General features: G+C 71.0%; 21 protein-coding genes and 1 pseudogene. 7 read left to right on the top strand and 15 right to left on the bottom strand.

Annotated features, from left to right (window positions below; genetic code table 11):
• Window positions 1-216 precede the first annotated feature (216 nt).
• Window positions 217-1,230, top strand: a complete 1,014-nt coding sequence (locus IPH07_03800; protein ID MBK6916505.1) for an FHA domain-containing protein — start codon at window positions 217-219, stop codon at window positions 1,228-1,230.
• Between the two features lie 61 nt (window positions 1,231-1,291).
• Complete coding sequence (locus tag IPH07_03795) at window positions 1,292-2,380, top strand: hypothetical protein (protein MBK6916504.1); 1,089 nt, start codon at window positions 1,292-1,294, stop codon at window positions 2,378-2,380.
• Between the two features lie 33 nt (window positions 2,381-2,413).
• Here the strand turns inward: IPH07_03795 and IPH07_03790 are convergent, their stop codons facing one another.
• The 8 genes from IPH07_03790 to ysxC all read right to left on the bottom strand — a co-directional run bounded on the left by IPH07_03790 (window position 2,414) and on the right by ysxC (window position 10,476).
• On the bottom strand, window positions 2,414-2,764 hold the full coding sequence (locus tag IPH07_03790) for a hypothetical protein (protein ID MBK6916503.1): 351 nt from the start codon (window positions 2,762-2,764) through the stop codon (window positions 2,414-2,416).
• Window positions 2,765-2,933: 169 nt separating this feature from the next.
• Complete coding sequence (locus tag IPH07_03785; GenBank protein MBK6916502.1) at window positions 2,934-4,091, bottom strand: sigma-70 family RNA polymerase sigma factor; 1,158 nt, start codon at window positions 4,089-4,091, stop codon at window positions 2,934-2,936.
• Window positions 4,092-4,588: 497 nt separating this feature from the next.
• Window positions 4,589-6,442 (bottom strand): class I SAM-dependent methyltransferase, encoded by a 1,854-nt coding sequence (locus IPH07_03780; protein MBK6916501.1) that lies wholly within the window; start codon window positions 6,440-6,442, stop codon window positions 4,589-4,591.
• Complete coding sequence (psd, locus tag IPH07_03775) at window positions 6,439-7,317, bottom strand: phosphatidylserine decarboxylase (GenBank protein MBK6916500.1); 879 nt, start codon at window positions 7,315-7,317, stop codon at window positions 6,439-6,441. Before psd ends, IPH07_03780 begins: the two co-directional genes overlap by 4 nt.
• 195 nt (window positions 7,318-7,512) lie before the next feature.
• On the bottom strand, window positions 7,513-8,484 hold the full coding sequence (locus IPH07_03770) for a dihydroorotate dehydrogenase (protein MBK6916499.1): 972 nt from the start codon (window positions 8,482-8,484) through the stop codon (window positions 7,513-7,515).
• A gap of 23 nt (window positions 8,485-8,507) precedes the next feature.
• Entirely contained in the window at window positions 8,508-9,308 is an 801-nt protein-coding gene (locus tag IPH07_03765) for a dihydroorotate dehydrogenase electron transfer subunit (protein ID MBK6916498.1), read from the bottom strand.
• 68 nt (window positions 9,309-9,376) lie between these two features.
• Window positions 9,377-9,823, bottom strand: a complete 447-nt coding sequence (locus tag IPH07_03760) for a GNAT family N-acetyltransferase (GenBank protein ID MBK6916497.1) — start codon at window positions 9,821-9,823, stop codon at window positions 9,377-9,379.
• Window positions 9,820-10,476, bottom strand: a complete 657-nt coding sequence (gene ysxC / locus IPH07_03755) for a ribosome biogenesis GTP-binding protein YsxC (GenBank protein ID MBK6916496.1) — start codon at window positions 10,474-10,476, stop codon at window positions 9,820-9,822. The genes IPH07_03760 and ysxC overlap by 4 nt, the downstream gene beginning before the upstream one ends.
• A gap of 93 nt (window positions 10,477-10,569) precedes the next feature.
• On the opposite strand from ysxC, the gene IPH07_03750 reads away from it, so the two are divergent.
• The 3 genes from IPH07_03750 to IPH07_03740 all read left to right on the top strand — a co-directional run bounded on the left by IPH07_03750 (window position 10,570) and on the right by IPH07_03740 (window position 14,326).
• A complete protein-coding gene (locus IPH07_03750) occupies window positions 10,570-11,319 on the top strand; it encodes a dephospho-CoA kinase (GenBank protein MBK6916495.1) in 750 nt (249 codons plus the stop codon).
• A 7-nt stretch (window positions 11,320-11,326) separates the two neighbouring features.
• A complete protein-coding gene (locus IPH07_03745; protein ID MBK6916494.1) occupies window positions 11,327-12,523 on the top strand; it encodes a CoA transferase in 1,197 nt (398 codons plus the stop codon).
• Window positions 12,524-12,748: 225 nt separating this feature from the next.
• Complete coding sequence (locus tag IPH07_03740; protein MBK6916493.1) at window positions 12,749-14,326, top strand: hypothetical protein; 1,578 nt, start codon at window positions 12,749-12,751, stop codon at window positions 14,324-14,326.
• A gap of 144 nt (window positions 14,327-14,470) precedes the next feature.
• Here IPH07_03740 and IPH07_03735 read toward each other — a convergent pair whose 3' ends face one another.
• Both IPH07_03735 and IPH07_03730 read right to left on the bottom strand, forming a co-directional pair.
• Entirely contained in the window at window positions 14,471-16,027 is a 1,557-nt protein-coding gene (locus tag IPH07_03735) for an IS1182 family transposase (protein ID MBK6916492.1), read from the bottom strand.
• A gap of 120 nt (window positions 16,028-16,147) precedes the next feature.
• Window positions 16,148-16,398 (bottom strand): annotated as a pseudogene (locus IPH07_03730) (MarR family transcriptional regulator).
• A 51-nt stretch (window positions 16,399-16,449) separates the two neighbouring features.
• On the opposite strand from IPH07_03730, the gene IPH07_03725 reads away from it, so the two are divergent.
• Window positions 16,450-17,589: an IS630 family transposase gene (locus IPH07_03725; GenBank protein MBK6916491.1), complete on the top strand. Its 1,140-nt coding sequence runs from the start codon at window positions 16,450-16,452 to the stop codon at window positions 17,587-17,589.
• 205 nt (window positions 17,590-17,794) lie between these two features.
• Entirely contained in the window at window positions 17,795-18,550 is a 756-nt protein-coding gene (locus IPH07_03720; GenBank protein ID MBK6916490.1) for an IS5 family transposase, read from the top strand.
• A gap of 182 nt (window positions 18,551-18,732) precedes the next feature.
• Here the strand turns inward: IPH07_03720 and IPH07_03715 are convergent, their stop codons facing one another.
• The 5 genes from IPH07_03715 to IPH07_03695 all read right to left on the bottom strand — a co-directional run bounded on the left by IPH07_03715 (window position 18,733) and on the right by IPH07_03695 (window position 24,333).
• Entirely contained in the window at window positions 18,733-19,524 is a 792-nt protein-coding gene (locus IPH07_03715; protein ID MBK6916489.1) for a hypothetical protein, read from the bottom strand.
• 7 nt (window positions 19,525-19,531) lie between these two features.
• Window positions 19,532-20,128, bottom strand: a complete 597-nt coding sequence (locus IPH07_03710) for a sigma-70 family RNA polymerase sigma factor (GenBank protein MBK6916488.1) — start codon at window positions 20,126-20,128, stop codon at window positions 19,532-19,534.
• A gap of 88 nt (window positions 20,129-20,216) precedes the next feature.
• Complete coding sequence (locus IPH07_03705) at window positions 20,217-20,963, bottom strand: endonuclease/exonuclease/phosphatase family protein (protein ID MBK6916487.1); 747 nt, start codon at window positions 20,961-20,963, stop codon at window positions 20,217-20,219.
• A 45-nt stretch (window positions 20,964-21,008) separates the two neighbouring features.
• On the bottom strand, window positions 21,009-22,838 hold the full coding sequence (gene dnaK / locus IPH07_03700; GenBank protein ID MBK6916486.1) for a molecular chaperone DnaK: 1,830 nt from the start codon (window positions 22,836-22,838) through the stop codon (window positions 21,009-21,011).
• A 46-nt stretch (window positions 22,839-22,884) separates the two neighbouring features.
• Window positions 22,885-24,333, bottom strand: a complete 1,449-nt coding sequence (locus IPH07_03695; GenBank protein ID MBK6916485.1) for a DnaJ domain-containing protein — start codon at window positions 24,331-24,333, stop codon at window positions 22,885-22,887.
• Between the last annotated feature and the right edge of the window lie 143 nt (window positions 24,334-24,476).

Raw genomic sequence — 24,476 nt, 5'->3', positions numbered from 1 at the left:
CCTCCGATGCCTGCTCCGCCGCCCATGGGCCCGCCGCCAGGCCAACCTCCGATGGCTGCCCCGCCGCCCATGGGCCCGCCGCCAGGCCAGCCTCCGATGGCTGCCCCGCCGCCCATGGGCCCGCCGCCAGGCCAGCCTCCCATGGGCCCGCCTCCAATGGCAGGCCCGCCTCCCATGGGCCCGCCTCCCATGGGCCCGCCGCCAGGCCAACCCCCGATGGCTGCCCCGCCGCCCGCCGCCGGTCTGCCGATGCAGTTCGGCGAGGCTGCGACGGGGGCGTGTTCGAAGTGCGGATTCTCGAGCCCGCCCGGCTTCGCCTTCTGCGGCCGCTGCGGGACGCCGCTGGCCGCCGCGCCAGCCCCCAGTGCCGACGTCGGTAGCGCGCAGACCATCTTCGTCGGCGGGGGACAGCAGGAGCCGCCACCGCCGCTCGCGATGGCGAGCACCGACGTGATGCAGGTCCAGATCGCCGACACCGAGCAGCAGAGCGCGATCACGGCCCCCGTGCGCCCGTCGTCGCTCGGCACCGCGGCGCCGGTCGCATCGAGTTCGACCGCACCCGGCAGCGCGCCGGTGCCGACCCCCGCCGCCGCCGCCGGCGTGCCCGTGCGGTTGGTGATGCTCGGCGCCGACGGGCAGCCCGTGGGTGAGCGCGTGCTCGCGGCCGGCGAGGCGCTCGAGGTCGGACGCGACGCGGGCCCGCCGTGGGACGACGACGCGTACCTGGATCCGCAGCACGCGTGCCTGCGCGCCGCCGAAGACGGCATCCGCATCGAGGACCGCAACTCGCTGAACGGCATTTTCGTGAAGCTGCTGGGGCGTGTGGAGCTGCGCAGCGGCGATCAGTTTCGCGTCGGCCAGGAGCTACTCGTCTACGAGGAGCTGCCCGAGCCCACGCCGACCGACGACGGCACCGAGCGCATGGGCAGCCCGAATCCCGGCTACTGGGGCCGCGTGAGCATCCTGGTCGATCCCACGATGGCCTCGGCTGCGTTCCCGATCGCCGGCGAGGGCATCGGCATCGGCCGCGAGAGCGGCGACATCACGTTCCCGCAGGACGGCTACGTGTCGGGTCGGCACTGCCGCATCGTCGGCGACGATCAGGGCATCTATCTCGAGGACCTCGGCTCCTCCAATGGCACCTACATGCGCGCGCGCAACGGCCAGGTGGTGCCGTTCGGATCGCTGGTGTTGATCGGGCAGAAGCTGTTCCAGCTCGAGCGCGCCTGAGCGGCGGCGCGGGCCGCCTCGGCGCGTACCCGCGTCAGGGCCCCTCGGCTATGCTGTACGCATGGTTTGGACCCGCTCCCCGCTCGCGCTGGCCTCGCTCGCGATTCTCGTCGCCGCCTGCGGCGGTGACGACTCGCCGGGCACCGGCAGCGCATCGGCGACCTCCAGCGCGTCGACGACGATGTCCAGCACGACGCTGACGAGTTCCACCTCGAACGCAACCGACAGCGACGGCAGCACCAGCGGTGACGCGACCTCTTCTGGCTCGAGCGATGGCAGCGCGGACTCCACCGGCGCGCCCGCGGTGTGCCCGTCGACGCACACTTGCGTGGCGGTGCCCGACGGCTGGAGCGGCCCCGGTCCCCTGCGCCGCTCCAACTTCGGCGGCATGACCGACGCGTGCCCCGAGCTCTACCCCGACGCCGCGCTGCTCGGCGGCGAAGACCTCCAGGCCGACCCCGCCGAGTGTGGCTGCAGCTGCGGTGACGCGGTCGGGGCCACGTGCGCGCTGTCGACGATCCTGCACTACTGGGGCGCCGACGCGACCTGCAGCCAGGGCACGCCGCAGAACGTCCAGATCTTCACGACCATCTGCAACGTCCTCAACCCGGCGTTCCCCGCCAATGGGCACTGGACCGCCGACCCGGTCGTGGTCGAAGGCGGCGCGTGCAACCCCATCGCGAGCGTGATGGTGCCCGAGGCGGTCTTCGCCAAGACCGCGACCGCGTGCACCGGATCGAACCGCGTCCCTGGCTGCGAGGACGGCGAGGTCTGCACGCCGACGCTCGCCGCCGAGCCTCTGTGCGTGTGGCAGAGCGGCGACCTCGATTGCCCGGCCGGCTTCGACGGCGAGCGGCAGCTCGTCTACGGCGGCGTGGACGACATGCGCGCGTGCGAGGCGTGCGAGTGCGGCGAGCCGGTCGGCGTCTGCGATGGCTCGAGCCTCACGTTGTTCTCCAACGTCTGCAACCCGCCGGTGGCGGGCGTCGTCACGGCCGACGGGGAGTGCGACGCAACCTCGGTCGCGTTCACGACCGGCAGCGCCGCATTCCTGCTGGGCCCGCCAACCGCGTTCTGTGCTCCCAACGACGTCGCGCCCACCGGCACGGCCACGCCGAACGCCGCGGTCACTGTCTGCTGCGAGGGCTGAGCGCACGCGAGCCCGGACGAGCCGCTGACCGTGTCAGTCGCGGCGCGGCTCGACCCGAAGCGTCACCCCTTGGTCCTCGTACGTGAACGCCTGCGGCAACACGCGGGTGGTGCCGTCGGCGAAGTGGATCTCGACATCGACGACGCCGGCGGCCTCGGCCTCGGGCGCGATCACGGTCATCACGCGCTCGTCGTGGAGCACGACGCCACGCGCCGCACGGGCGCCGACGAACACGACCGGCGCGCCGTGCCCGGTCAGGTCGCGATCGATGATGCGCAACGGCTCGCCGCCGGCGACGCGGCCGTGGCGCGGCGAGATCCCGACCGATTCGCCACAGGCGGTCGACATCAGCGGCAGCAGCAGCACGAGGGGGACGGCGCGCACCGTCTGGATGGTACACGCGATGACAGACCCTGGCGGGTGGCGAAGCGGGCGATCGTCGAGCGCGCGGGTCGGCGAGGCTCCGATCCGCGCGTATCGAGCGACCGCCACGGAAGCTCGCCGCCCCCCGGCCGCGAGGGCGGCGGTCTCCCGCCACGGCAGCTCTCCAGGGCTAGATGAGGTCGCGGCGCTGGAGCTCGCGACGGATCTTCCCGAGGGCCTGCTCCTGCAACTGCCGGATCCGCTCGCGGGAGAGCGAGTACTGCTCGCCGATCTCCTTGAGCGTGAGCTCCTGGTCTGCCCCGAGCCCGAAGCGCTTGCGCAGGATGTCGGCCTCGATCGGGCGCAATGCCCCGATCACTTCGCGGACCTGCTCCGACAACGCGTCGGCCTCGAGCGTCTCGCCGGGCTGGGCGTTGCCCTCGTCCTCGATGAAGTCGATGACCTTGCGACCATCGGCCTCCGACACCGTGCGATCGAGGCTCACAGGCGCCTCGAGCAACAGCGTGTCCATCTTCTCGATCTTGTTGGCCGCGAGCCCGGTGTGCTTCGCGAGCTCCTCCGGCGTCGGATCGCGCCCCTGCAGCGTCTCGAGCTCGCGTCGAGCCTTCGAGACCTTGTGGTAGGCGTCGATCATGTGCACCGGCAGCCGTACCGCGCGCCCCTTGTCGGCGATCGCTCGCGAGATCGCGTGGCGAATCCACCAGCTGCCGTAGGTGGAGAAGCGGAAGCCCTTGCGGTGATCGAAGCGATCGACCGCCTTCATGAGGCCGATGTTGCCTTCCTGGATGAGGTCCTGCAGCGGCATGCGACCGTGGTTGAAGCGTCGTGCGATCGACACCACCAACCGCAGGTTGGACTTCACGAACTGGTTCTTCGCCGTGCGCAGCATGTTGCCGCTCTGGCGGACCTTGGTGACGTACTCCTCGAAGGGCTTGCTGCCGCGGCGGGGCGGCCGCGCGGACATGCTGACGCCCTCGCGCTCGCCGGTCTCGAGCAGCTGGAGATCAGCCAGCACGCGATCCGCGATGATGCCGTCGACGTCGCTGTAGGCCAGCGTCTCGGCCGCTGCGGCCCGATCGCGCTCGAAGGCATCGCGGTTGGCGCGAGTCTCGCGGTCCCGGAGTGCGCGCGCCGATCGACGCAGCGACGAGAGATCCAGCTTCGGGGCCTCTTCCGTCGAGGAGCTCTGCTCCTCCGCAAAGTCGGCGATGGGCTCGGCGAACGGGGGATAGGACAGGATGCGTCGCCAGTGCTCGACGCGAAGGTGCGCGATGCGCATCGCCGCCGCCAGCTCCTGATCGGGGCTCATGACGCCGAGGCCGGACATCTCGCGGAAGTAGACGCCAAGCGTCGACTCGCCGTCGTCGTCACCGCCGCCGCTGCTCGGTGCACCACCGGAGGGCTGGGCGGCCGGGGCCTTGCGCTCCGTCGTGCTCGCAGCACGCGGAGCCTTCCACGCCCGCGTCTGCCGAGCGCGTGCGAGCCGTGGCGGAGAACCGCGTGTGACCTTGCGTGCCATGATCCTGCCTCGTTCCGGGATGCGGGAGGTGGTTCCGGGTTGGACACCCGGCACCAGCGAGCTGTTCCCCAGGGCTTGTTTCCCCAGGGAAGTTAACGATTGCAGGGGGCGACCAGTTCCCCTGCCTAGCGTCGGTCAGTGCAAGTTGGACACCGAGACGGCGGCGTCAAGCGCCACCGCCGTGTACACAACGTCGATGGGCCGGTTTTGGTTTCGCCTGCCACACCAGGCGGGTCATACCGTGACAAACGCGTCGCGGGGTCCCCGCGACGTGATCACGCCCACGGATGAATGGCACGACTGAGTCAGCGCCGCTCGGCCATGAGCCAAATGTCGGGCGACGTCGCACCGAAGAAGCGGCCGCGCGTGTGCCGGCTCCCCGACACCTCGAGCACCCGCAGACCCACCGCCTCGCAGTCCGCTGCGAGCTCGTGCACTGCGTACAGGCGCACGGCGTACACGTGCTCGAACTGCCGACCATCCTCGAACACGATCGTGCGCTTCACCTGCACGCGACTGCTGCGAGCGTCGAGGTCGGCTTCGTCGAGCACGACGCAGCGATTGCCCTGCCACCACGTGCGGGCCGGCAGGCGCGGGACTGCGTGGTCGCGGTTCAACACCTGCAGCACCACGCGCCCGAGCGGTCGACACAGCTCGCGCACGCCTTCGAGCACGCGTCGGTTCTGGACATCGTCGTAGATCCCGTACGTCGAGCCGAGGCAAGTGACGAGGTCGAACTGCTCCTGGACAGTGCGGTCACGGACGTCGCCGTGGTGCCAGCGCAGGTTCGGCAGCGACGGACCATGGGCGTCCGTCGCGAGCCCGAGCTGGGCCGCCGACGCGTCGAGACCGACCACGCGCGCCCCCGCCTCCGAGAATGCGTTGGCGTGGCGTCCATCGCCGCAACCGACGTCGATGACCGTGGCCGCGCCGCTGATGCCCGCCAGCTCGAGCACGAATTGGGCCTCGAGCCGCGCCAGGCGATCGGCGTCGACGCGGGCGAGCGCGCCGTAGTGCGCGCCGAAGACGGCGTCGGACCAGTGGGGTCCGTCGCCGGGCGGGAGCGTGCGTCCCGTGAGCACCGGCGCCAGCTCGACCGGCCTTGCCGGTGCCGGAGCCGGCGGCGGCTCGACGCGCGGGGCCGGCGGGGGCTCGGGTCGCGGGGCTGGCGGGGGCTCCGGCCGCATCGACGGCGTCGCGCCGTCCACCGCCCACGTCGCGGGGTCGAGGTCGTCGCTGGGTCGTGCGTCGGTGCGGGGCGGCGGCGGCGGGCCCTCGCCTCGGTTCGGCGCGGGCCGCATCGGCGGCGGCTCGGGGGCCTCGAGGAGGTCCGACGACTCGATCATCTCGGGGTCGATCTCGGCCTCGATTGCCTCGGCCACCTCGACCGGCGGCGGCTCGGGCAGCGGCGACGGTGCGATCTGCGTGCCGCCGGCGTCCGCGATCACAATCTTGCTCGGGCGACGCGGCGGCGGCGGCGGCGGCTCGGGCTCGTCGAAGACGTCGTCCCGCGAGATGATCACGCCGGCGGTCTGCGAGGTGTTCGGCTCCACCTCGGTCGGGATGAGCGTCGTACCGGTTCGGATCGCGGGGCCATCGTCGCGCAGGGCCGACGGCTCCGGCGGTGCCGACGGCGGCATCGCGATCACCGTCTCGCCCGAGATCACCGCGCCAACCTGCGGCATGCCGCGCGCGCTGTCGGTGAGCGGCGGGATGAACCAAGCCTCGTCGGTGCGGGCCGCGGCGGTGGTCGTGGCCTGCTCGCCGACGCTCGGCGCAGGCGGCGGTGTCAGCTCGATCTGCAGCGCATCGCCCTGGGCCTGCAGCGACACCTCGAGCTGCGAGGGCGCCTCGGCCTCGTCGTCGTCGCGCACGCGGGCGCCGTGCACGAGCGTCGCGGCGGCGTCGTCCTCGTCGTCGACGCCGGCGTCGTCGGGGGCCGGTCGCACGAGCGTGGGCATGCTGTCGGCCGACACCGAGACGGCGGCCGCAGGGGTGGCAACCGCCCGCGGGTCGGCGCCGGCGATGAAGGCAGCGATGTCGAGCCGACGCAGCAGTTCCTCGTCCCAGGCATCGACCACGACGATCGGCGCGAGCACGAGGCGATCGTCCTGCGCCCAGTGCTGCCACTGCTCGGCCGGCGTGCGCCACTGCGTCATGGCGCGTCGTCCTCGAGCAGCGGTTGTCCGAGACGCATCGTGACGGGCGTGACCCGCTCGACCACGTGCATGCCGGGCTCCGTGACGACGATGACGGTGCTCCCGAGGTGGAACACCCCGAGCTCGTCGCCCTTGCGCAGCCGCGCCGGTGGGTCGCAGCGGTGCAGCTGCAGCTCGCGCGGATGCGGTGCGAAGCGGTGGTACGAACAGGTCATGTGACCGACGCCGAACGCGGCGACCATCACGACTGCGACGTGACCGTGACCGGTCTCGAGCACGTGGACCATGCGCTCGTTGAGCGCGAACAAGCGCGGCACCCGTGCAACCGCCGCGGCGGTGACCGGCAGCAGCCGCCCCGGCACCAGCGACACCTGCCACGCCAGCGCATCGCAGGGCGCGTGCACGCGGTGGTAGTCGCGGGGGTGCAGGTAGATGGTGGACGCGGTGCCACCGACAAAGCGCTCGGCCAGCCCCTCGTCGGCGAGCAGCTCGCCGATCGAGAAGCGCTGGCCCTTGGCGACGACCTCGGTGTCGCTGCGCTCGATCGTCACGACCTCCCGGAGTTCGCCGTCGCAAGGCGAGACCAGTGTCCGCGCGCTGCGATCGATGGAGCGCGCACCGCTACGCAGCGGCCGCGTGAAGAAGGCGTCGAAGCTCTCGAAGCCGTCCTCCAGCGCGAGCGGATCGATGTCGTGCGCGTTGACGTCGAAGTAGCGCATGCACGCGTTGATCGCCGCGCGGCCGACCTTCGGCGGCAAGCGCATGCGGGCGGCCATGCCCATCGCTCGGGAGATGAGGGTGGATGCGTAGTCCGGCGACGCATCGATCACCGCGGCCGCAACCCGCGTTCGCCATGGTTCGGCACGGGATCCCATGAAATCGCGTTGGAAGCGTATCCGACCCCGCCGCGTGCGAGCAAGCACGCGGGCACGGGCGACCGAGGCCCCCATCGGGGCACCTGCGGCGGGCTCGGGCGGGACGCGCGGCGATCGTCACGGGCGTTGGGGCGGGCGCAGATGCGCAGGCCAGATGTGCAACCAGACGCGCGACGCGAGGGCGAGGCGCTCGCGCTACGCCGGCTCGGGTGCCTGCCAGGGCGGCTCGGCGGCGTGGGGCTGCACGCAGCCCACCACCTCGGCCACGCTGGCGATGCCGAGCGAGGCCATGAGCGCGCGCAGATCGTCCAGCACGTGCAGGGCGGCGTCGGGCCGCGCGAAGTTGGCGGTGCCGACCTGCACGCAGCTGGCCCCGGCCATGATGAACTCGAGGGCGTCTTCGCCGTTCAGGATGCCACCCATGCCGCAGATCGGCAGCGTCGGGATCGCGCGATGGACCTGATGCACCATCCGCAGCGCGACCGGCTTGATCGCGGGCCCCGACAGCCCGCCATAGGTGGTGGCGACCCGCGGTCGACGTGTGCGCACGTCGATCGCCATCGCGGTGAGCGTGTTGATGAGCGAGACCCCGGCCGCGCCGGCGTCGTGCACCGCCTGCGCCATCGCGACGATGTCCGAGACGTTCGGCGTCAGCTTGACGACGATCGGCAGGTCGGTCACCGCCGCGCACGCGCGCGTCAGACGATGGGCGACCTCGGGCACGGTGCCGAACTCGATGCCGCCCTTCTTGATGTTGGGGCACGAGATGTTCATCTCGAGCACGTCGATGCCGCGGGTGCGACCGGCCTCGAGGCCGCGCGCGCACTCGACGTAGCTGTCGAAGTCCTCGCCGAAGAAGTTGACCCACACGCTGATGCCGAGTTCCGCGAGGTACGGCAGCTTGTCGCGCAGGAATGCTTCGACGCCGACGTTCTCGAGGCCGATCGAGTTGATCATGCCGGCGTCGGTCTCGCAGATGCGCGGCAGCGGGTTGCCGAAGCGCGGCTTGGGCGAGATGCCCTTGGTCGAGAGCCCCGCGAGTCGGCGCAGGTCCATGAAGTCGGCGAACTGTTGCCCGTAAGCGAAGCAGCCCGAGGCGGCCATCACAGGGTGCGGCAGCGTGATCGCACCCAGGCGGCAGCTCAAATCGACCTGCTCCGGCCGCAGGCGCGCGTGGCGGGGCGGCGCGGTCACGACCAGCGCACCTCCTCGCCGGCGAACACCGGGCCGTCGGTGCAGCAGTAGCGGTACGGCCGCTCGCCGTGCACCGGCACCGCGCAGCCGAGGCAGACCCCGAAGCCACAGGCCATCGCCTCCTCGAGGCACAGCCAGGTGGGCACGCCCAGCTCGAGGCCCAGCGCCCGCACGGCCCGCAGCATCGGCGTGGGGCCGCACGACAGCACCTCGACGGCCTCGCCGTTCGCAGCCGCCGCGCGCAGGCGCTCGCGCAGCGGCACCGTCACGAAGCCGGTCGCGCCGACGCTGCCGTCCTCGGTGGCGTAGACGGCCGCGACGCCCCAGCGCTCGAAGTCGTCGCGCAGCACGAGGTCGTCGCGATCGCGACCGCCGTAGAACAGCTCGGTGCGGGCGGCATGACCGGCGTCCGCGTTGGCGCGTGCCTGCAGGTGCAGCGGCGGCAGACCGACGCCACCGGCGACCAGCAGCTGCCGCGTCACGCCGTCGTGGGCACGGAAGCCGCGGCCGAGCGGCCCGGTGACGGTGAGCGTCGCGCCCGCCGTCATCGCGACCATGCGCGTGGTGCCACGACCGTAGGCCTTGAGCATCACGGCGAAGCGACCTTCGGGTCGCGTCCACAGCACGCTGAAGGCGCGCGGGTTGAGCAACTCGCGGCCCCAGGCGCCGCGCAGCATGACGAACTGACCGGGCACGACCTCACCCAGCTGGCCGTCGACGGCGGCGAGCTCGAGCACGACGTAGCCGCCGCCCAGCGCGTGGTTCTCGATCACCCGGGCTTCGAACTGGGTGGGCACGACGACGAGCTTTCATAGTCGAAGCCCCGCGACCTCGTCCAGCGTCGGCGCGCGCCGTCGGCGTGCGCTCACGCGCGCGGGATCATCGCGCGCAGCAGCAGGGCGTCGTCGGGCGGGTGCGTGTAGTAGCCGGGTCGGCAGCCGACCTCGTCGAAGCCGAGCGCGCGGTAGAGCGCGACGGCACCGAGGTTGCCGCGCGCGACCTCCAGATCGACGAACGCCGCGCCGCTGCGCGCGGCCAGCTCGAGTACGCGCCGCACCAGCGCAGCGCCCACGCCACGGCGACGCCGCGAGGGCAGCACCGCCACCCGCAACAGGTGGATCTCGTCGGCGACCCGCCAGCTGCAGACGTAGCCGCACGTGACGCCATCGTCGGTGCCGACCTCGACCACCGCGATCTCGCGCGTGAGCTCCTGCGCAAGCATCTCGCGGGTCCAGCTGGCCTCGAAGCAGGCCGCATCGATCGCCGCGATCGCGTCGAGGTCGTCGACGTGGGCGCGACGCAACGCGATCATCGCGGCACTTCGAGCGCGCGGACCAAGGTCTCGAGCACGCTGCGGCGACCGACCACGCCGAGTCCCGTGCGCGCGGCGGTCAGCAGCACGCGCGCCTTGGGCAGACCGCTGGCCTGGACCACGCGATCGATCCAGACGCCGCGCGCGGCCGCGCCGAGCTTGTCGGCCTTGGTGCCGACCATGTACGTCCGCAGCGGGCGATCGGCGAGGAACTCGAACAGCGAGAGGTCGCGGTCGTCGATCTCGCGGCGCACATCGACCAGCACCAGCACCGCGCGCAGGCTCTCGCGCTGCAGTAGATACTCCTCGACCATCGGACCGAAGCCATCGCGGATCTTGGCGTTGACCTTGGCGAAGCCGTAGCCCGGCAGGTCGACGCAGCGGATCTGCGCGGTCGCGTCGCCGGGGCCGTGCAGTCCCCACGCGAACGCGTTCAGCAGCTGGGTGCGCCCCGGCGATCGCGACACGCGGGCCAAGCCCACTTGGTTCGACATCGCGTTCAGCAAGCTCGACTTGCCGACGTTCGAGCGCCCCGCGACCGCGAACTCCGGGCGATCGGCCGGCGGTAGCAGTGCCAGCTTGGGCGCGCTGCTCTCGAAGCTCGCGCTGCTGACCCGCCAGTTGGCGCGCGCGTGGTCGGATTCGTCGTTCAAGGGAGTTGCTCGATCTGCGCACGCGCCGGACGCACGCGACGGCGAAGGTACGCCCAAACGCCCCCCGGGCGGGCGTCGATGTTGTAGGCTGGCGTGGACACGCGCATGGACGTCTACGGCCTCACCGGTGGCATCGGGAGCGGCAAGTCCGCGGTGGCGGAGCTACTCGAGCAGTACGGCGTGCCGGTGGTGTCGGCCGACGAGCTCGCGCGGGTGGTGGTCGCACGCGGCAGCGAAGGGCTCGCGGAGGTCGTCGCCGCGTTCGGCCCCGAGGTGCTCGACGAGCGCGAGGAGCTCGATCGCCGTCGCATGGCCACGCTGGTGTTCCAGGATCCGGCGAAGCGCCAGCAGCTCGAGGGCATCTTGCACCCGCGGATCCGCGAGCGCTACGAGCAGGTGCTCGACGCCATCGAGAAGTCCGGGCACGACGTCGCGGTCTACGAGGTTCCGCTGCTGTTCGAGAAGAACCTTCAGGGCGACATGCATGCCGTCATCCTCGTGACCGCCGACGAGTCCGTGCGGGTCGCGAGGGTCTGCGCGCGCGATGGCGTGACCGAGGCCGAGGTGCGCGCACGCATGGCGGTGCAGCTCCCCGAAGACGTCAAGCGCAAGCGGGCCGACTACGTCATCGTGAACGACGGCAACTACGACGATCTGCGCCGCGAGGTCGAGTTCATGATGGCCCGCTTCATGCGCGTCGGTCCGCTGCGTCCCACCGGCGCCGGGCCGCGTCCGCCGGCGGTCCGCGAGGCCGAGCTCGGCGCGCCCGGCGAGCCGATGGCGCCCGGCGGCACCGCGCGCCTGTTCGGCTTCCCGCCACCGGCCACCACGCCGGACGACTAGGACGACGATGTCCGACGACGCCCGCACGCTCGGTCCACTGCACGGGGTCCGCGTGGTCGATGCCTCGCGCATGATCCCGGGGGCCGTGCTCGCGCGCGGGCTCGCGGCGCTCGGCGCCGAGGTCATCAAGCTCGAGGATCCCCGCGGCGGCGATCCGATGCGCGCGATGGCACCGCTGCGTGGCGGCATCGGCGTCGGCTTCGCGCTCTACTACGCCGGCTGCAAGTCCGTGGTCGCTCGGCTCGGGACCCCGGCGGGCAACGCCGCGCTCGAGGCCCTGGTCGCGGACACCGATGTCTTCGTCGAGAGCTTCCGCGCCGGCACACTGGCCCGCTGGGGGCTCGCGCCCGAGACCCTGCGCGCGCGACATCCACGGCTGGTGACGGTGTCGCTGCCGGGGTTTCCGACCGAGGGCACCGCCGCCGACGCGGTCGCCCACGATCTCAACGCGCTGGCGCGGACCGGCCTGCTCGAGCGACTGGGCGAGTGCGCCGATGTCCCGCGCGTGCAGCTGGCCGATGTCACCTGCGGCCTGCTCGCGCAATCGGCCGTGCTCGCAGCGTTGCTCGAGCGCGTGCGCACCGGCGTCGGTCGTCACCACGAGCAGCCTCTGTGCTCGGGCGCCCTGCCCCACCTGACGTGGCCGTGGAGCGACGCCGCCGCGAGCGGTGCGATCGGTGCGAGCGAGCACCTCATCGGTGGGCGGCGTCCGGCCTACGCGATCTACCGCTGCCAAGACGGGCGGCGCGTCGCGGTCGGGTGCCTCGAGCCGAAGTTCTGGGTGCAGCTGTGCGCGCTGATGGGGCTGCCCGAGCACGCCGACGCGGGTCTGCGCGATGACGACGACGGCAAGGCCGCCCGCGCCGCCATCGCGGCACGCTTCGCCGACGCCAGCGCACAGACCTGGGCCCACCGCTGCGCGGCCCAGGGCCTGCCGGTCGACGTCGTCGCGGAGGTGGCCGAGCTCGCGCGACCGCAGGCGACACACACCGAGTTGGCGCCGCGATCGTGGCTGGGCCCACTCATCGGGCAGATTCCGATGCCCGACGGCGGCGCGATCACGGTGCCCTCGCAGGCACTCGGCGCACTCGAGCGCGCCCCCGTAGGGGCGGCACCGCGCCTGGGCGAGCACACGCGCGCGCTGCTGCTCGCCTGCGGCGCGACCGAGGCCACGATCTGCGAGTGCCTCGCGCCGCAAGCGTGAGGGGATCGGCGGACGGTCCGTGGTTCATCGCGGTCTGCTAGACTGCCCGGACCACGTGCGGGTCGCGATCGACCTGCGCGCGCAGAAGCAACGCCGATGGGTGCGCCACAGGATGGAGCTCGCGATCCGTCGTCGACCGAAGCGTCGACGGGCGCCCGCACGCGCGTGCCGCCACCGCCGACGGTCGGACCCGCCCCGGTCATCACCAACGGCGATCGCACGTCGGTGACACGTCACCCCCGGGCCAAGGCCGCCGGCACCGACGCGTCGCACGAGTCGCTGCCGACGCTGCGGCTGCCACCGGTGGAGGCCCGTGCGATGCGACGCGAGGCCGAGCTCGCTGCAGCGGCAAAGGCCGCGGCCGCGGCCGCGGACGCACCGACCAATGCGAGCGCCGCCGATGCGAGCGCCGCCGTGCGCGACGACGATGCCGCGTTCGATGCCAGCGCGATCGCGGGCACGCCCGCCGACGCCAGCCCCGAGGACCCCCGCGAGCGCGCGGCGACGATCCGCGTGCAGGCGCTGCCACAGCCGGTGGCCCAGCCCACCCGCCTCGGACGCATGGCGCGACATCCCGGCGTGCGCCGGCCGCCGCTGCCGTTGCCGGACGTGCTGCGGCAGGGCCCGATGCCGGCCATGAAGACCCACGTCGGCGCGGCCCCGACCGCACCCACGCCGACCGCCGGGCGTGCGCCGGTGATCACCGCGCCCGAGCACCTGCCCGAGATCGACACCGCGGCGTTGGTCGTCGACCTCACCGCATCGTTGGTCGCCCTCGAAGCGCCCGATGCCGCAGCGGCAGCGATGCCGCCGGCGCCGACGCCCGCGATCGTCGACACAGCGCCCGCCGCGATGCCGCCGGTGCCGGTCGCCGTGTCGTCGCACACCACGGCGTTGCCACCGGTGAGCGCAGCCTCGCCGCGCTTCGACGCGCCGGTGACGACGATTGCCCCCCCGCAGGTCTCGACGGGTGCGCATACCCTCGCGATTGCCCCGCGTCGCAGCCTGCGAACGGTCGTGGTCGCCAGCGCGGCCATCGTCGCGGTCGCGTTCGCGGGCTGGTGGCTGCTGCGACCGCAGCCCCACGCACTCGAGGTCCGCGACGTCGGCGAGGTGCCGAGTCAGCTCGCGGCCGCGAGCCCGGCCGTCGCGCCCGCGACCGAGCGCGCGTTCGCCAAGGAACCACCCGCGCCGGTCCCCGCAATCCCAGCGACGCCCGCAATCGCACCGGTGGTCGTCGAGCCCGCGCCACCACCATCGTCCGACGCGCCGATCGAACCCGCCGAGCCCGACGCCGGCGAACCGGTGGTGATCGCCGACGCGGGCGCCGTGACGCCGCCCCACGCCAGCGACTTGCCGCCGGCGCCGATCCCCGTCGAGGCCGCCGCTGGCCCGACGCCGACGCCAGCGGCTCCGCCCGCCGCGGGCCCGCGCGCACCGAAGACGAGCAGCAAGGCCAAGGCCCGCAAGGCCCGCAAGCCCGCCGCGAGCAAGCCCGCCGCCGCGAGCAAGCCCGCCGCGGTCGCGGCCGCGGCCCCCAGCAAGCCCACCGCCGCTCCCGATCGCTTGGCGTTGCTCCGCGAGGCCGAGCAGGCCTTCGCGCAGGGCCGCTACGCGACCGCGCTCCGCAACGCCGAGCGGTCGCTGTCGCTGGGCAACGACGTGCGGGCCGCTCGCATCGCGGCGCTGTCGGCCTGCAAGCTCGGGCGTGCCGACGCGGCACGCCGCGCGTTCGAGCGGATGCCGCTCGGCCAGCGTCGCGGCATCCGCAACACCTGCAGCGACAGCGGCATCAAGCTCTGAGTTCGGGCTCTGAGTTCGGGCTCTGAGTTCGGGCGCCGGGCTCGGGCTCTGGGCTCGGGCTCTGAGTTCGGGCGCTGGGCTCGGGCTCGCGGCGCGGCCGCGGACGAACGACCCACGGGCTGCTAGAGAAGCGAACCGCTAAAGTCACGCGGCAAGTGCGGCCTGCAGCTCGATGAGGTTGGCGACGGCGGCGTGGCGCCGGAGGTCGAGCGTGTTCTTGCGGGCGCCCTTGTATCGCGCGCGGTCGCTCTGGAGGCCGCCGATGCGTGCGAGCCTGTGCTCGACGACGACTCGAGCGCGAAGATGCTGTCGTCCGTGCTCAGTCGCTCTGCGAGCCTCGAGTTTGCGATGCAGGCTCTCATGGGGGTGGATTCGGATCGCGCGACCAGCCTTGGCATCAGTGCATCGCGCTCGTAGGCGACAGCGATCGCAGGTCTCGGCACCGAAGTACGCGGTGGGAGTGTTGGCGGAGTACTCGGCCTGTTTGCCAGACGGACAAGTCACGAGTCGTCGGCGAAGGTCGATCTTGAAGGCGCTCTTGCCGAAGCGTCCATGCTTGTTCTGCTCGCGCCAGGGACGACAACGGACTTGCACACCGTCTCGATCGAGCGCGGCGATCTCGGGATGTGCAAGAAAGCCGCGGTCGATGAAGAGCTCGTCGAGCTCGCCGTAGGGCGCTACTTGGTCAACGAGTGAGGGTACAGCCTCGCGTTCGGGTTGGTTGGCGGGTCGCGCTTCGGCTGCGAGCACGAGCGGCGCGTCGATCGAAGTCGCGATGTAGCGCTTGTAGCCGTTGAAGGCCTGTGAGCGGGTTTTTCGGCCGTGGCGCATCTCCGGGTCGCCGACGGAGCAGACGCGGTCTTCAGCGACGCCCTTGCGGATCCGTACTCGTCTCGGTCGCTCGGGATCGGGCTCGGTATCTTGGTGGAGGACGCGCTCGAGCAGAACCGCGGCCTGCTCGACCTCACGCTCTTTCATCGCGTCGGGAGCCCGAGCGCGTGCCCAGTCCAGCAGCGCCTGTGCTTCACCGACGAGTCGTTGCAGCGCTTCACTACGCTGGTCATGATCATCCCAGTCGATGTCCAGTGCAGCCTTGATGCTGCTGCCCTGCAGCAGCGTGAGCCTGGCTTCGGCGATGATCGTGTCCTCCTCGACCGCGGCGATCTTCGCAAGTGCACTGACGAGCTTACCCATCGCCTGTCCGATCAAGTTCCAGGTGTCAGCGACGCGGCCGCGACCTCGCAGCGGCGATGAGTCGAACGCGGCCTTGAGCTTCTGCCAACCGAAGCCGCCAGTCCTCTTCGCGAGCTCGACGGTGCGCTCGAGCAATCTGCGGTCGAGGTCGTGCGCGGCCATCCGCTCGCGGAAGCGCGGCAGACTACCCTGCCCGAACGGAGCCTTCTCTTCGCCAAGTAGCCCCAGCACGAGCTGCCAGCGCGGATTCATCTCGGCTTCTTCGACCGCAGCGGCGTCGCTCGTCTGGGTGTACGCCTGCAACAGCACGACCATCGCCAGCAGCGCCGGCGGTACGGGCTCTTGACCGCGCGGCTCGTAAGCCCGAGCGAGCTCCTCTTGGAACTCCGGCGTGAACAGCTCGGCTCGGATCTCTCGCAGGAACACGAAGAAGCGGCTCGGCTTGCGCATGCGCGCCACCAGCCGCTGCTCCTCGGCGCTCAGCTTCGTAGGGACCTTCCACAGCATCGTGAGTGACCTCGCTCGCCAAACGAGATCACAGCGACACACCCTTGTCGATCCCCCTCGACCTTAGCGGATCGCCTCTCTAGTACCTCGACACAGCGATAGTGATCGATTGAGGCGCGGTTAACGCAGCTCTGGGAGCTGCGCAGGCGGCACGAGGATCTCGATGGTTCGAGCGCGGCCGGGTTCACGTCGAATCAGGCCGCGCTTCTCGAGGGTGACGACCATCGAGTGCACGACCGGGGCGTGACCTCGAACTACTCCTGCATGTCGGCCTCTGCGGGGGGCCGGCGATGGAGCTTGGTGTAGAGGTAGATGAAGGCGAGGTACTGGCCTTGCTTGTCGGTGAATGCGGCGTCGGCGGGGATCGACATGGGATCTCGGATGTGATCTGAGACGTGTGGCTCCGCGGAGCCGGAGGTCCGATGAACGTCCGCTACATCGTAGAGCTGACCGAAGACGAGCGCGAAGGTCTTCGAGAACGGCTCGGTCGAGGCACTGAGCGAGCGCGCAAGCACACGCGTGCGCAGATCCTGCTCGCGTGTGATCGAGGTCTCTCGGATGAGGAGACCGCGCAAGTGCTCGGCTGCGGCACGGCGACGATCTACCGAGTGAAGAAGCGGTTCGTCGAGGAAGGACTCGATGCAGCGCTCAGCGATCGTGCTCGGCCCAGGCCGGAGCGGAAACTCTCAGGACGCGAGGAAGCCGTCCTCATCGCGCTGGCATGCTCGAAGCCGCCAACCGGTCGCAAGTGCTGGACCCTCGAGCTTCTCGCGGGCGAGGTCGTGCAACTCGTCGACCACGACAGCATCTCTCGCGAAACTGTCCGGCGGAGGCTCTCCGAGAACGATCTCAAGCCCTGGCAGAAGAAGATGTGGTGCATCCCGTGTGTCGATGCCGAGTTCGTCGAGCGTATGGAGGACGTGCTCGACCTCTACGCTGAGACGCCCGATCCGAAGCGGCCGGTCGTCTCCTTCGACGAGAAGCCGTACCAGTTGATTGGCGAGACACGTGCGTCCGTCCGAGCGAAGCCGGGCCAACCCGCGCGCATCGACTACGAGTACACACGCAACGGAACCGTCAACATCTTCGTCATGGTCGACGCGCATCGGCCATGGCGACACGCCAAGGTTACCGACCAGCGCACGAGCATCGACTTCGCCGAGTGCATGCGCGACCTCGTTGACGTTCACTACCCGAACGCCGACGTCATCCGCGTCGTACTCGACAATCTGAGCACGCACCGCGCGAAGAACCTGTACGACGCCTTCCCCGCCCCGGAAGCCCGCCGCATCCTTCGACGGCTCGAGTTCCATCACACACCCAAGCATGCGAGCTGGCTCAACATGGTCGAGATCGAGATCGGCGTGCTCAGCGGGCAGTGCCTCGACCGGCGCATTCCCGACCGCGCGATGCTCGAAGTCCACGTCGACGCGTGGTCCGCCGCACGCAACCGCGACGGCCATCGCATCAACTGGATGTTCCGAGTCGACGACGCACGGCGGAAGCTTGGCCACGCCTACCCGAAGCCGCTCTTCGACACGCCGTTGCCGGCCGCCGCGTGAACCCATCACTATCGCTGTGTCGAGGTACTAGGCTGTGTCCGGTTTCCCCGAAACCGTCAAATTCTTGGGCGGATCGGGGATCCGTGATCCAAGGGGGGCATGACCACGACGGGCATGCCTCGCCACCGCCTTACCGACGCGCAGTGGGAGCTGATCGGGGACCTGTTCCCGACGAACAACTTCAAGACCGGTCGGCGGCCGCGGGATCGTCGTCTCATGCTCGACGCGATCTTCTGGGTGTTGCGAACTGGGGCTCCGTGGCGAGACCTACCGGAGTGCTTCGGCCCATGGTCGACCGCCTGGGACTTCTTCGACAAGTGGACGAAGGACGAGACGTTCGACCGCGTACTTCGGCGATTGCGGAGCATCGCCGTCCCGCACGACGCGGACCCCTCCGAGTTGTGGTGCATCGACGGGACATCGATTCGAGCTGCGCGCTGCAGCAGCGGCGGGGGGAAAAAGATCCGATCCGCAGGAGCCAGCGGATCACGCTCTGGGGCGCTCCCGCGGGGGCTGGGGCACGAAGATCCACATCCTGTGTGACGTTGAGGGCCACCCACTCCACTTCGAGCTCAGCGCCGGACAAGCCCACGACGGACCGATGCTCGCGCCGGTCCTTCAAGGTGCTGACGAAGCACTGCATGATGATCGAGGTGTCGTCATGGAGTGGCCGTTGGCACTCGCAGGCGACAAGGGCTACCGCGCGGAGTGGATCGATAGGTATCTCCTCGCCCTGGGGATCACACCGGTGATCCCCACGAAGCACAACGAGACTCGAGCGCTGCGCCCGGTCGCCTTCAACAAGCGCCTCTACAGGCGCCGCAGCATCGTCGAGTGCCTCATCGGCTGGCTCAAGGAGTCGCGACGCGTGGTGACCCGCTTCGAGAAGACCGCCATCAACTTCGGCGGGATGGTCCGGCTTGCCTTCATCCACCGCTATCTACGCATCTTCGGGGCTTGATGGGAAACCGGACACAGCCTAGTACCTCGACACAGCGATTGTGATGGGTCAGAACGCCGTCATGGCCGCGACTCCGCAAGGCGCCGTGCCGCCGGAATACCGGGCGTATTTCAAGGTGCGGCAACGCAGCGAGGCGCGGTCAGGGCGGTGTTATGGCCCGTCACAATCGCTGTGTCGAGGTACTAGCGCCGGCGCGCGGCGAACCACGCCCACGCCAGCAGCGGCAGCATCACCGTCAGGTGCCCGAGCCACAGGTGCGCGTGCGCGACGATCGGGCAGTGCAGGAACACGGCGACCATGCCCACCACCGCGGCACCGACGGCCGCGAGTGTCGCACGGGCACCGGGCCGATCACCGTCGCGCGCGAGCCATCGCAGGCCGAGCCACGCCGGCAACGCGCAGCTGCTGCCGAACACGAAGCACCCGAAGGCCTTGGGCAGCAACTGCGCGCCGACACCACCGAGGGAGCTCGGGTGGGCGTGGTGCGCCTCGGGCAAGCTGGCGAGGATCGCCGCCGCCGCAATCGTGCCCACGATCGCCGACAGCCGCATGCCCACCGATTGCGGTCGATGCAGTGGCCGCAGCCAGATCGCGATCGCGGCGCCCGCGGTGACCAACGACGCCAGCAGCTCGAGCAGCAGCCGCGCCTTGGGGTAGTGCGCGAGATCGGGCCGTGGCATCGCGAGCCACACCCCGAGCGGCACCGCCAGGCACGCCGCGGCCGCCACCGCCGTGCGGGTCGCGGTCGGCCATGCGCGCGCACGCGCGATCGCTCCGCGGTCGCGGTCGATCGCCGCCAGGGTGGCGGCCCGCAGCCCGTCGTCGGGCGCAGGCGGAGCCGACGCGACCGGGCCCATCGCCCTCATCACCGCGACATACGCCTGGCACTGCGGACAACCGTCGGCGTGCGCCCGCGCGGCCCCATCGAGGCCACCGGTGGCGAGCAGCTGGCGCTGGAGGTCGTCGCAGTCCATCGGTCGCCTACTCGCCCGCCCCAGCATATGACGTGGCATCGGCCGCGGTTACCCCGGCCGCTTCGAGCTCGGCGCGCAGCTTCGCGTAGCCCCGGTGCGCGCGCACCTTCACCGCCGTCTGGGTCGCCCCCACGATCTCCCCGACCTCGCGGAACGACAGCCCTTCGAACCAGTGCAACACGATGACCTCGCGCTGCGCCTCCGGCAGGCTCGCCAGCGCGGCGTGCACGACCCGCCCCATGAGCGAGGCATCGGGATCGTCGCCGGCGACGGCGACCTGCTCGGCGCGCTCGCCCAGCGCGGTCTCGGGCTTGCGCCCGGCCCGACGCAGCTGCTGGCGGCGGAGGTTGAGCGCGATGGTGTAGAGCCACGGTCGCAGCAGCGCGCCCGGCTTGAAATCGGCGCGCGCACGATGCAGCTGCAAGAAGGTCTGCTGCACGAGGTCGTTGGCCTCGTCGCGGCGGGCACCGCTGCGCGCAAAGGTCTGCCGCAGACGCGGCGCCCAGCGGTCGAACAAGCGCGTGAATGCGACGCGATCGCCCGCGACATGGGCGGCCATCAGCGCCTCGTCGCTCGCGTCGTCGCTGGGCGCTGGATCGACCATCGGCTGACCCGCGATCTATACCAGGCGCGGCCGACCGCAGGCGATGCCGCCGCCTCGCACTCGATGCCACCGCCCCATCGACGCGCCGTCACAGTCGCAGGCGGCCGACCAGCGGCAGATGATCGGACGCCCGTCGCGCCAGCGCGATCACACCCGGTCGGAGGTCGGCGAGCTGCACGTCGCCCCGCACGTAGATGCCATCGAGTGCCCGCACCGGCGCCACCGCCGGGAACGTCGGCCACCGTCGCGGCCACGCGCGGAAGCCCGCGGGCTGCAGCAGCTCCGGCCCCAGCGTGCCCCACACATCGTTGAAGTCGCCGCCGACGACGATGGGCGTGCGCTCGTGCAGCCCCGCGAACGGGTGCTCGAGCAGGAAGCGCTCGAGCTGGACCCTGCGGTCGCGCTCGAGCAACCCGAGGTGGAGGTTGAACACGTGCACCGTACGCAGACGGTCGCGCACGTGCACGCGGAAGCGGCCGTGCAGCACGCTTCGTGCCTTGCGCCCGGCGACCGTGAGGTCGATGTTGCGCGTGTCCATCAGCGGGAAGCGGCTGAGGATCGCGTTGCCGTACGACCCGCCCTGCCGCAGGGCATGGTTGGCGAACCACGTGCGGTGACGCAGGCCCAACGCGTCGCCGAGCAGGTCGACCTGGCGGTGGTAGTCCGACCGCGCGGCGCCATCGTCGACCTCCTGCAGCAGCACGAAGTCGGGCCGGTAGTGGCCGAGCGTCTCGCACACCCGCTCGGGGCGGTAGCGGCGGTCGACCCCGCCGATGCACTTGTGCACGTTCCAGCTGACCACGGTCAGCTCGACCGCGTCGTCACGCTGTGCCATCGGTTGGCCCCGTCATGCCGTCGTGGTCGACGCCGGCCCGTCGACTCAGCTGAGGCCGGTCTTGCTGACCACGCCGCGGAACATGTTGAGCGTGCGCTCGAGGCTCTCGATCACCTCTTCGAGGCTGCGAGTGTCCTGCGAGTGGATCTCGGTGTCCGCACGCTTGAGCACACCCTCGGCCTTGGCGATCGCGTCGCGGCCGAAGCTGGTCCCGCTCATGATGCCCTGCACCTGCGGGAACAGCTCGCGAACCTCGGCGATGAGGCGCTCGGCCTGCTGCCGCTGGCGCTCGAACTCCTCGGAGGCGCGCACCTCGACCATGTAGTTCTGGCTGTGCTCGACCAGCTTCTGCAGCTCGTCCTCGGTGAGGCCCGAGGTCGCGGTCACCGTGATGCTCTGCTCGTGGCCGGTCTCGAGGTCCTTGGCCGACACGCTGACGAGGCCGTCGGCGGAGATCGAGAACGTCACCTCGACCTCGACCTCGGCGGCCGGTGCCTTGCGCAGGCCCGAGAGGATGAACTCGCCCAGCAACTCGTTCTCCGCCGCTTTGTCGCTCTCGCCCTGCAGCACGAGGATCTTCACCGAGGTCTGGAAGTCGCGCACCGTGGTGAACAAGTGCGACGCGCTGGTCGGCACGGTGCTGTTCTGCTCGATGAGTTTGTGGAAGCGACCGCCCACCGTCATGATGCCGAGGCTGTGCGGCGTCACGTCGAGCAGCAGCACGTCGATGCTATCGTCGACCAGCGCGGCGGCCTGGATCGCAGCGCCGAGCGCGACGACCTCGTCGGGGTGCACGCCCTTGCAGGGCTCGAGCCCGAAGAACTCGGCCACCCGCGACTGGATGAGCGGCATGCGCGTCATGCCGCCGACCAGGATGACGTCGTCGAGGTCACCGCGATCGATGCTGGCCTCGCGCAGGGTCTTCTCGCAGATCATGATCGTGCGGTCGACCAGGTCGCGCGTCAGCTCCTCGAGCTCGTCGCGGGTCAGGGTCTCCTGCATGTGGAAGGTCTGCCCGCTCGGCGTGGTGTACAGGAACGGGAGATCGATGAGGGTCTCGCGCGCGACCGACAGCTCGCAGCGGCCCTTCTCGGCCGCGTCCTTGATGCGCTGCATCGCCATGCGATCGTCACCGACGTCGACGCCGGTCTTCTCCTGGAAGGCCTGCGTCAGGCGATCCATCACGCGCAGGTCGAAGTCCTCGCCGCCGAGGAACGTGTCGCCGGCGGTCGACACCACCTCGAACACGCCCTTGCCGATGTCGAGCACCGAGATGTCGAAGGTGCCGCCGCCGAGGTCGTAGACCGCCACGCGGCGCTCGAGGTCCTTGCCGAAGCCGTATGCGAGCGCAGCGGCGGTGGGCTCGTTGATGATGCGGATGACGTCGAGTCCCGCGATGCGGCCGGCGTCCTTGGTGGCCTGGCGCTGGTTGTCGTTGAAGTACGCCGGCACCGTGATGACCGCGCGCTCCACCGCACCGCCGAGGTACTGCTCGGCGATGAGCTTCATCTCCTGCAGGATGAAGGCGCTGATCTCCGGCACGCTGTAGACCTGCTCGCGCAGCTTGATGCGGACGTCGCCGTGGGGCCCCTCGACGATCGTGAACGGCGCCGACTGCAGCACCGCGCGCGCGGCCGGCGAGTCCCAACGGCGGCCGATGAGCCGCTTGGCCGCGTACACCGTGTTCATCGCGTTGGTCACCGCCTGTCGCTTGGCGATGTGGCCGACCAGCCGCTTGCCGCTCTCGGAGAGCGCCACCATCGACGGCGTGGTCTTGTAGCCGCCCTTGTTCGGGATGACCGTGGGGACCCCGTCCTCCACGATGGCGACACAGGTGTTCGTGGTGCCGAGATCGATGCCGACGACGTTGTCCATTAAGCTGCCCGGGCGTCGGAGAACACTCCGCACGCCACGGTCGAGGCTATGGCAACTTCAGTGAATTGAGAAGGGCGCGGATCTCGGGATCGTTCGGCCGCAGCTTGTTGGCGACCTGCGCTTGTTCCTTCGCGGTGTGGATCTGACCCGCACCCTGGAATGCACGTGCGAGCAGTATGTGCAGGCGGGCGAGCTCTGGCGGACGCCGTGATGTGGCACCCGCGGACTGCTCCGCCCGCAGCACTTCGAGGGCCCCGAGCGCGAACTTGCGGGCGAGCCCGGGATCCTTGGGGGCGATGGCCTCGGCCGCATGGGCGAGGTGTTCGAGCGTGCCGTGGGCCTCGGCGGCCTCGACCAGCAGCCCCACCGCGTCTGCGCCCTGCCCGACCTCGCGCATGGTCATCGCGCGCGCGAACGCCTCGGCCGCGCGCTTGCTGCGGGCGACGTCGCGACATCGCACCCAGTGGCCCTCGAGCACGGCGTCGCCGGGCTTGAGCTGCAACGCCAAGCGCCACGAGTTCGCCGCCCGGGCGAGGTTGCCCTGGCGTTCGGCCTCGGCGGCCTCGGCCATGTGCTGCTCGAGCTGCAGCTGCACCCGCACATCGAGTGCGTCGCGCTGACGATGGGCGCGGAGCACTGCGCGTTCGTGGCGTCGCGCAGCGGCCTCGGCCTCGGCCTGGGCCTCGCGCAGCGCCGCCTGCTGGCGCTTGGCCTCGTCCTGCAGGTGTGCGCGACGGCGCAGCTCCGCGCGACGTGCGATCTCGGCGTCCACATACGGGTCACGGACCTCGAGATCATCGAGCGCTTGGTAGGCCGCGGTCGCGCGGTGGAACAGCGTCGAGAGGTGCTCGCGGAAGTCGCCCAGCTGGTGACCGTAGTACGAGTCGGGATGGAACTCGCGGCTGACCTCGTGGTAGGCGCGCTTGATCGCCTTCATGTCGTGGGTCGGCCACAGGCCGAGGATCTCGTAGGGCGAGAGGTCCTCGAGGCGGTCGACCAGCGCGAGCACGCGGCGCTGCTCCTCGATCGGCAGCGCGTGATCGTTCTGCAGCCGCAGATCGTCGGGCCCCACCCGTGGCCACGGCGGCGGCGCGAGCTCGTCGGGCGCGCTCGACGACGACGACGACGACGACGACGACGCACCCGCCGACGTCGTCGGGGCGCCGCCGCGGGGCGCGTCCGCGCCCGGCACCGGTGCGGCCCGTGCCGCCCCGAGCTGGGCCACCAGCGTGAGGCGCCGACGCTCCGCGAGCGTGGTCGGCGTGGGTCGGGCGCGCGGCGGCGGGGCCTCCAGCCGCGCGGCCCCGAGCTCGAGCAGGCGCGCGAGTCCGGCCTGCGCCTGGTCGGCAGGCATGCCGGCGCCGCGCAGCAGATCACCGACGCTGATCGGGCCCTGGATCCGCGTCCACAGGAAGAACTCCGTCGGCGACAACGGCAGCGTGTCGACTCGAATCGACGGCTCGACGATCACCCGCGCGGACAGGTCCCACTCCATGATCAGCCACGCACAGCTTAGCAGCCGCCCGCGCGCGGCCCCAGCACCGGGCGTCCCACCGCCCGGAAAGCCGGCGCGTGTCGCGAGGCCAGCTTGCCAGCTTGCCAGCTTGCCAGCTTGGTGGATCCGCGGTCGACGCGTCC

This window comes from Deltaproteobacteria bacterium (assembly GCA_016709225.1).
Classification (GTDB): domain Bacteria; phylum Myxococcota_A; class Polyangia; order Nannocystales; family Nannocystaceae; genus Xiheibacterium; species Xiheibacterium phototrophicum.
The sequence above is the reverse complement of the archived record's forward strand: the minus strand, read 5'-3'. Positions and strand labels throughout refer to the sequence as shown.

Bases quoted from the DNA above. Each gene is read 5' to 3' on its own strand.
- IPH07_03725 (MBK6916491.1), top strand. From the start codon at position 16,450: ATGAACGTCCGCTACATCGTAGAGCTGACCGAAGACGAGCGCGAAGGT.
- IPH07_03710 (MBK6916488.1), bottom strand. From the start codon at position 20,128: ATGGTCGATCCAGCGCCCAGCGACGACGCGAGCGACGAGGCGCTGATG.
- IPH07_03695 (MBK6916485.1), bottom strand. From the start codon at position 24,333: ATGGAGTGGGACCTGTCCGCGCGGGTGATCGTCGAGCCGTCGATTCGA.
- IPH07_03735 (MBK6916492.1), bottom strand. From the start codon at position 16,027: ATGCTGTGGAAGGTCCCTACGAAGCTGAGCGCCGAGGAGCAGCGGCTG.
- IPH07_03780 (MBK6916501.1), bottom strand. From the start codon at position 6,442: ATGACGCAGTGGCGCACGCCGGCCGAGCAGTGGCAGCACTGGGCGCAG.
- IPH07_03705 (MBK6916487.1), bottom strand. From the start codon at position 20,963: ATGGCACAGCGTGACGACGCGGTCGAGCTGACCGTGGTCAGCTGGAAC.
- IPH07_03745 (MBK6916494.1), top strand. From the start codon at position 11,327: ATGTCCGACGACGCCCGCACGCTCGGTCCACTGCACGGGGTCCGCGTG.
- IPH07_03795 (MBK6916504.1), top strand. From the start codon at position 1,292: ATGGTTTGGACCCGCTCCCCGCTCGCGCTGGCCTCGCTCGCGATTCTC.
- IPH07_03760 (MBK6916497.1), bottom strand. From the start codon at position 9,823: ATGATCGCGTTGCGTCGCGCCCACGTCGACGACCTCGACGCGATCGCG.
- IPH07_03785 (MBK6916502.1), bottom strand. From the start codon at position 4,091: ATGTCCGGCCTCGGCGTCATGAGCCCCGATCAGGAGCTGGCGGCGGCG.
- dnaK (MBK6916486.1), bottom strand. From the start codon at position 22,838: ATGGACAACGTCGTCGGCATCGATCTCGGCACCACGAACACCTGTGTC.
- IPH07_03800 (MBK6916505.1), top strand. From the start codon at position 217: ATGGCTGCCCCGCCGCCCGCCGCCGGTCTGCCGATGCAGTTCGGCGAG.
- IPH07_03715 (MBK6916489.1), bottom strand. From the start codon at position 19,524: ATGGACTGCGACGACCTCCAGCGCCAGCTGCTCGCCACCGGTGGCCTC.
- psd (MBK6916500.1), bottom strand. From the start codon at position 7,317: ATGGGATCCCGTGCCGAACCATGGCGAACGCGGGTTGCGGCCGCGGTG.